Below are 5,394 nucleotides of genomic sequence, written 5' to 3'. Positions count from 1 at the left end.
TCGCATTCATCGCATCGGCACTGACTGCCGAGCCGCGCGACATCTCGCCGGAGCTCGAAGCCGTTCGCGCGAAATACAAGTTACCCGCGTGTGCTTCCGCGGTAATCGAAGACGGCCAGATTACCGCCATCGGCGCGACTGGCCTCCGGCGCGTGGATCGCGATGTGCGCGTGACCACCGCCGACCTCTGGCACATCGGCTCCTGCACCAAGAGCATGACGGCGACTCTCATCGGCGTACTTGTGGATGCGGGACAGTTGCGCTGGGACACGCCCGTTTCCGACATCTTCCCCGGTGTGCCGTGCCATCCCGGCTGGCGCAAGGTCACCGTCTGGCACCTTGTCACCCAACGCAGCGGGATCGGGTCGATCTCGCGCGACGAGTGGCGGTCGCTGGATGCCGCCGGTGGTTCGCCTCGCGAACAACGCGCGAACTTTGCCCGCCTGCTTCTCGCCCATGCACCCTTGGAACCGCCGGGAAAATTTACCTACAGCAACATCGGTTACGGCCTGCTCGGCGCGATCATCGAGCGCGCCTCCGGTAAGAGTTTCGAGGACTTCCTGCGAACCCGTATTTTCGTCCCGCTCGGGCTCAAGACCGCGGATTTCGGCGCGCCCGCCACGCCGGGCCAACTTGACCAGCCATGGGGCCACCGGCGCAGCGGCGATCGCCTTACGCCCGTCGAGCCCACGCCGGAAAATCAGTTCCCGCCCGCGCTCGCGCCTGCCGCTTGCGTGCATATGTCACTCACGGATTTCGCCCGCTACGTCGCGTGGATCTCGACCGGCCAGCCTCGTATCGTGAAGCCGGAGACCTTCGCACAATTGCAAACCCCGCCCGAAGGCAGCAGCTACGCGGGCGGCCTCTGGAAGACCGAACTCCCCGGCATCGGCGGCGCAGCGGTCTGCCACACCGGCCACCTCGGCGGTTTCTTTGCCGTCTTCTACGCGAGCGCCCATGGCGCGTGCGTGGCCGTTTTCAACACCGAAGGCGGCGGCTGGGAATGGCTCGGTGACGTCATCGCCGCCACCGCCCTGAAAGCCGCCCGGTAGCGGTGGCTTGGACGGAGAAAGGCCCGCTACTTCGGTGCGAAAAAGCGGTGAAATCGCCCGTCAATTTCGGCTTTTGCTGACCCCCGCCGATGCTACCGTGGGCCACCCGTTAGGCATGGGCACACGACCGGATTTCTCACCATAGTCCAACGAATGAAAACACTGCTCGCCATCTCCTTCGTCATTGCCCTGCCGGGCCTTCGTCTCCTCGGCGAAGAGCCGGCCGCTCAACCCGGCCAGCAAATCACGTTTTTCCAGCGGATGTTCGGACCGAATGCCGCGGCGCAGCCGGCCGCGCTCAACAATCCACCCGCCCAGCCGAAAAACGTCTCCCTCATTGGATGGCCGCTCTTTCCGGCCGGTCAGTTGCCGGCCGGCCAGGCGGTGAACGATTTGGCTGCCGCCCGGCTTCCGGTGGGCAACTACGCCAATCAGACCCTGTATCTCGTCGGTGACTTTAGGGTGACCGCCTCAGCCGACCGCCGCGCCGTATTGCGCTCCATGCACGATAATCTCCGCATCATCGCCGAGTACACGCCGTGGAATCCCGCCCCGGCAGACAAAGCGCCGCTCACTCTCGACGAATCTCGTGGATTGCTGATTCGCCGCATCGAGCGGAACGCGGACGGCTTCCTGACGTTTTTCGTCCGGGACATCGTCCAACCCTGATCGGTACCTCGCGACACACTCCCACAATGATTACCGCCTCAAAACTCGCCGGATTTTTCGCCGCCCATGCCATCTGGTCTGTGTCCGATGGAGACACTCTCGTCCCGATGCTGGTCTACACCACGGAAAGCGATGAGCGGAAGATGGAGCGTCTGGTGATCCAGGATGATCTCGGCGCCTCGGTCGCCTACGGCAAGCGCAAGCTCGAAGCCAACGAGATGGATGCGAATGACGCGGCGCTCCTTTACGATGGCCGTATCCCTCTCGGAGCGGAAAAGGCCGACGCAATCATTATCGAAATGCGCGCCTCCTTTTCTCCCGGCTCCGAAGCCATTCTCGCCATCCCCTACACTCCCAAAGCCTCGGGTGCCTTCAAAGTGCACAAGCCCAAGCTCCTCGAGTGGACGGAATGCGAGGACTTCGATGTGAACACCGCCTTGCAGAGCTTCTTCGCCGGGGTCGACGAGCACGAGAAGGGCCGGAAAATCTGGGCGGACTGTCTTGATGAGTCGAAATAACGGCGAGCTTTCTTCCACGACTTGAGCACGACAGGAATCATCGACCTCCCTTGCCAGCAATCGGTAGCGGCGACCGCTGACCGGCTCGAATCCCTGCTGCGCGCCAAAGGCCTGAAAATCTTCGCGCGCATCGACCAGGCCGCGGAAGCCGCCGCTGCTGGACTCGCCATGCGCCCCACGGTGCTCGTGATTTTCGGCGACCCGAAAGCGGGTACCCCGCTGATGAACGCGCATCCTTCCATCGCCATCGATCTGCCGCTCAAGGCGCTGATCTGGGAATCCGCGGAGGGCCAGGTCTGGCTCAGCTACAACAGCCCCGAATTTCTGCAACAACGCCACGGCCTCGACACGCCGCCCTTCGCCGCGCTGGGTGGTCTCCTGCAAGCCGCAACGCAGCGTCCTATCTGAGAAAACCTCATCCGTAGCTCCATCGCCATGGAAGGCGCCTTGCTCGTGGAAAGGCCCTCTGGTAAGGTGCCCGACATGACTACCGTTGCCATCTCGCTCAACGACGAGGATCAGCATTTTCTCAAGGAGGTCGTAAAGTCCGGCCGCTACGGCTCGGAAAGCGAAGTGGTAGCCGAAGCGCTGGCGGAGTTTCGCGTGCGTGAAGCGATTCGTGTCGCCAAGCTCGATGAACTGCGGGCCAAAGTACGGGTTGGTATCGAGCAGGCCGACCGTGGGGAATTCGTCGAATTCACCGCGCAAGACGTGAAGGCCGAGGGCCGGCAGCGTCTGGCTGCGCAGTAGATCGAAAGGTGGCTATGCCGCGCATCCTTCGCACCCGCGCCTCGCGGAGCGACTACGAGGAAATCTGGAGCTATATCGCCGTGCGTGACCTTGCCGCGGCAGATCGGCTTGTTGACCAGTTCGATGCGACCTTGAAGGTGATTGCTTCAACGCCGCACATCGGCCGCAAAGTGGATGAACTGGCACTTGGCCTTCGCAGCTTTCCCATTTGGAAATTACCTGATTTTCTACCGTCCAATGGAAAATGGTATTCAGTTGATCCGCCTTTTGCACGGAGCACGGGAAATCACCCCCGAATACTTCGATGCATCCTGAGGATTCCCTCGTCATGCAAAAGTTCGATCGGGACAAGTCATTGCAACAGCTCGAAGGGCAGGATTGGGGCGAGCCGACTTACGATTCACACCTCGTCATCGAATGCCATCGATTGCGCCGTGTGCCATTGCACGAGTTCACTGCAGAAGACCTGCGGATCATGATCCTCCAGCAGATTGGCCTGCCCTTTCTTATTCCGCTTGCGTTGGAACTGCTGCGTGTCGACCCATTTACGTCCGGTGATCTTTACGAGGGCGTGTTGCTTGAGACGGTTCTACGTGCCGAGGCCGACTTCTGGCGTGAACACCCGCAATTGCGGGGTGATGTGGCAGAGATTGCCGAGCGAGCGTTTTCTCTGCTGCCTGCTCTCGATGGAATCGATCGTCAGACGGCGCAAGAAGTTTTGACTGACGCCTTCGAGCTATTCCAGCGTAGGTAGGCTTCACTGAGCGCAAGCCAACAATTTGCATCGCGCATATTGATCTTGACGGATGCCCTCGTGTTGTGTTACTTTGAACACAATCCGGATTGGTGTAGAGCGATAGCTCGCTCAACAATGAAAGGAGGAAGGCGGTTCAAGTTCATGTCACTCAAGATCGATCAATTCAGGCAAACGGCTCACCACTGGGATTTCCCGGCGGTCCGGTTTTCCGTGTCCGGACGAGTCCGAAGACGGGCGGGGGTTCGGAGGGTACATGCGAAGGCGTTTGCCAGTGTAATCCAGCCCAGTCGCGCTCAATCGTGCCTAATCGTGCCTCGAATTTTTCCTCACTCGGGCGGGCCGACGGATCTCAGCCGTCGTCTACAGAGGAAATCGCACCCAATCGCGCCCAATCGCGCCGGTTTTCACCACGGTTTGCACGAGTTCTCCCCTTTAGGCCGATCAAGCCCAATCAAGGTGAATCAAGCCTGTGATTTTTATGGTTCATCCCTCCTCAAGCTTAACGTCGCCAATGAACTGGACGCTAAATCGCTCGCACCGGCCTAAGAGACCAAGACGAAGCCCCGTGTCGGGGTTATGTCTCCTATAAGCGACGACCCTTTACCTGTGGACTCCAAGAAGCTGCAACTCAAACCCAAGCACGCCTGGCGCGTGGGCATCGGCGCGGGCGTTCTCGGGGCGATCCTGGTCGCCTTGAAGTACGCGCTGCGCCCGCCGACCAAGCGGCGGGTGCCGGACGCGATTTCGCCGCCGATCTTCACCACGAAGGTGCGGCACACCAGCCTGGGGCAGGTGGTTTATCACGAATCCGGCAGCGGCCAGCCGCTGGTCTTCGTGCATAATATCGGCTTCGGCGCTTCCTCCTACGAATGGTCGAAGGTCTACCCGGAATTTGCCGCCCGGCATCAGGTGATCGCCCTCGATCTCATCGGCTTCGGCGAATCCGCCCGGCCGTCGGTGCGCCTGACGGCGGCCGATTGCGTGCGGACCCTGGCGGAGTTCCTGCGCAGCTTTGATTGGGAGCAGCCCCCAGTGCTTGTGGCCAGTGGATGGTCGGCGGGCCTCTGTGTGTATCTCGCGACGCAGCATCCGGAACTCGTCGCGCGTCTCATCCTGCACATGCCGAATGGTACGGGTGAGGTCGGCAGTCATTCTTTGTCATTCTTTTCCCGATGGCTCTACCGCACGCCGCTGCTCGCGCGTTTCCTTTACCGGAACCACTGCTCGACGAAAGCCTCCGTGGCCCATTGGCTGCGCACGGCGGTCTTTCTGGAATCGGCGGCGGTCACCGAGGAAATGATCGATGTCATCGCCACCTGCGCCCAGCAACCTTACGCCGAGCACGCCGCGCTCGCCTGGCTGGGGGGCAGCCTCGGCTTCGATCTCGAGGCGCGCCTGCGCATGCTCCTGAGGCCGATGGCTCTGTTCTGGGGTGAAGAGCGCACCGCGGAGCCGGAGAGCCGCCCCTTTTACTTGCAAAGACTGGTGCCCGCTTCGCCGCTGACCGTGATCGCCCAAGGCGGCATCATGGCCGCCCTGGAAACCCCGGCGGCCATGGTCGCGGCGCTCGATGAGCAATTGCGCGCCGACCTGCGCATCCTGAAAGCTTCGTGAAACGCCTTGGAGACAAAATCATGCACGGGAAATT

Annotated in this window: 7 protein-coding genes; all 7 read left to right on the top strand. The window is 61.3% G+C overall.

The annotated features are described in order from the left end of the window. Positions 1-1,052: serine hydrolase domain-containing protein (locus tag ABJF10_RS29030; protein WP_348548097.1), on the top strand; the 1,052-nt coding region annotated here is incomplete at its 5' end. Positions 1,053-1,205: 153 nt separating this feature from the next. After that, entirely contained in the window at positions 1,206-1,721 is a 516-nt protein-coding gene (locus ABJF10_RS29025) for a hypothetical protein (protein ID WP_348548096.1), read from the top strand. Between the two features lie 26 nt (positions 1,722-1,747). Then, a complete protein-coding gene (locus tag ABJF10_RS29020; protein ID WP_348548095.1) occupies positions 1,748-2,239 on the top strand; it encodes a hypothetical protein in 492 nt (163 codons plus the stop codon). Between the two features lie 21 nt (positions 2,240-2,260). Further along, positions 2,261-2,647: a DUF302 domain-containing protein gene (locus ABJF10_RS29015; protein WP_348548094.1), complete on the top strand. Its 387-nt coding sequence runs from the start codon at positions 2,261-2,263 to the stop codon at positions 2,645-2,647. 75 nt (positions 2,648-2,722) lie between these two features. Further along, positions 2,723-2,989 (top strand): type II toxin-antitoxin system ParD family antitoxin, encoded by a 267-nt coding sequence (locus ABJF10_RS29010; RefSeq protein ID WP_348548093.1) that lies wholly within the window; start codon positions 2,723-2,725, stop codon positions 2,987-2,989. Positions 2,990-3,317: 328 nt separating this feature from the next. Continuing rightward, the gene (locus ABJF10_RS29005; RefSeq protein WP_348548092.1) at positions 3,318-3,743 is read left to right on the top strand and encodes a contact-dependent growth inhibition system immunity protein; all 426 of its coding nucleotides are present in this window, start codon (positions 3,318-3,320) and stop codon (positions 3,741-3,743) included. 609 nt (positions 3,744-4,352) lie between these two features. After that, on the top strand, positions 4,353-5,360 hold the full coding sequence (locus ABJF10_RS29000; RefSeq protein ID WP_348548091.1) for an alpha/beta hydrolase: 1,008 nt from the start codon (positions 4,353-4,355) through the stop codon (positions 5,358-5,360). Positions 5,361-5,394: the final 34 nt, after the last annotated feature.

The organism is Chthoniobacter sp. (assembly GCF_040003245.1).
GTDB lineage: Bacteria > Verrucomicrobiota > Verrucomicrobiia > Chthoniobacterales > Chthoniobacteraceae > Chthoniobacter.
The sequence above is the reverse complement of the archived record's forward strand: the minus strand, read 5'-3'. Positions and strand labels throughout refer to the sequence as shown.

Coding starts and splice junctions, on each gene's coding strand:
- ABJF10_RS29025 (WP_348548096.1), top strand. CDS start 1,206: ATGAAAACACTGCTCGCCATCTCCTTCGTCATTGCCCTGCCGGGCCTT.
- ABJF10_RS29020 (WP_348548095.1), top strand. CDS start 1,748: ATGATTACCGCCTCAAAACTCGCCGGATTTTTCGCCGCCCATGCCATC.
- ABJF10_RS29010 (WP_348548093.1), top strand. CDS start 2,723: ATGACTACCGTTGCCATCTCGCTCAACGACGAGGATCAGCATTTTCTC.
- ABJF10_RS29005 (WP_348548092.1), top strand. CDS start 3,318: ATGCAAAAGTTCGATCGGGACAAGTCATTGCAACAGCTCGAAGGGCAG.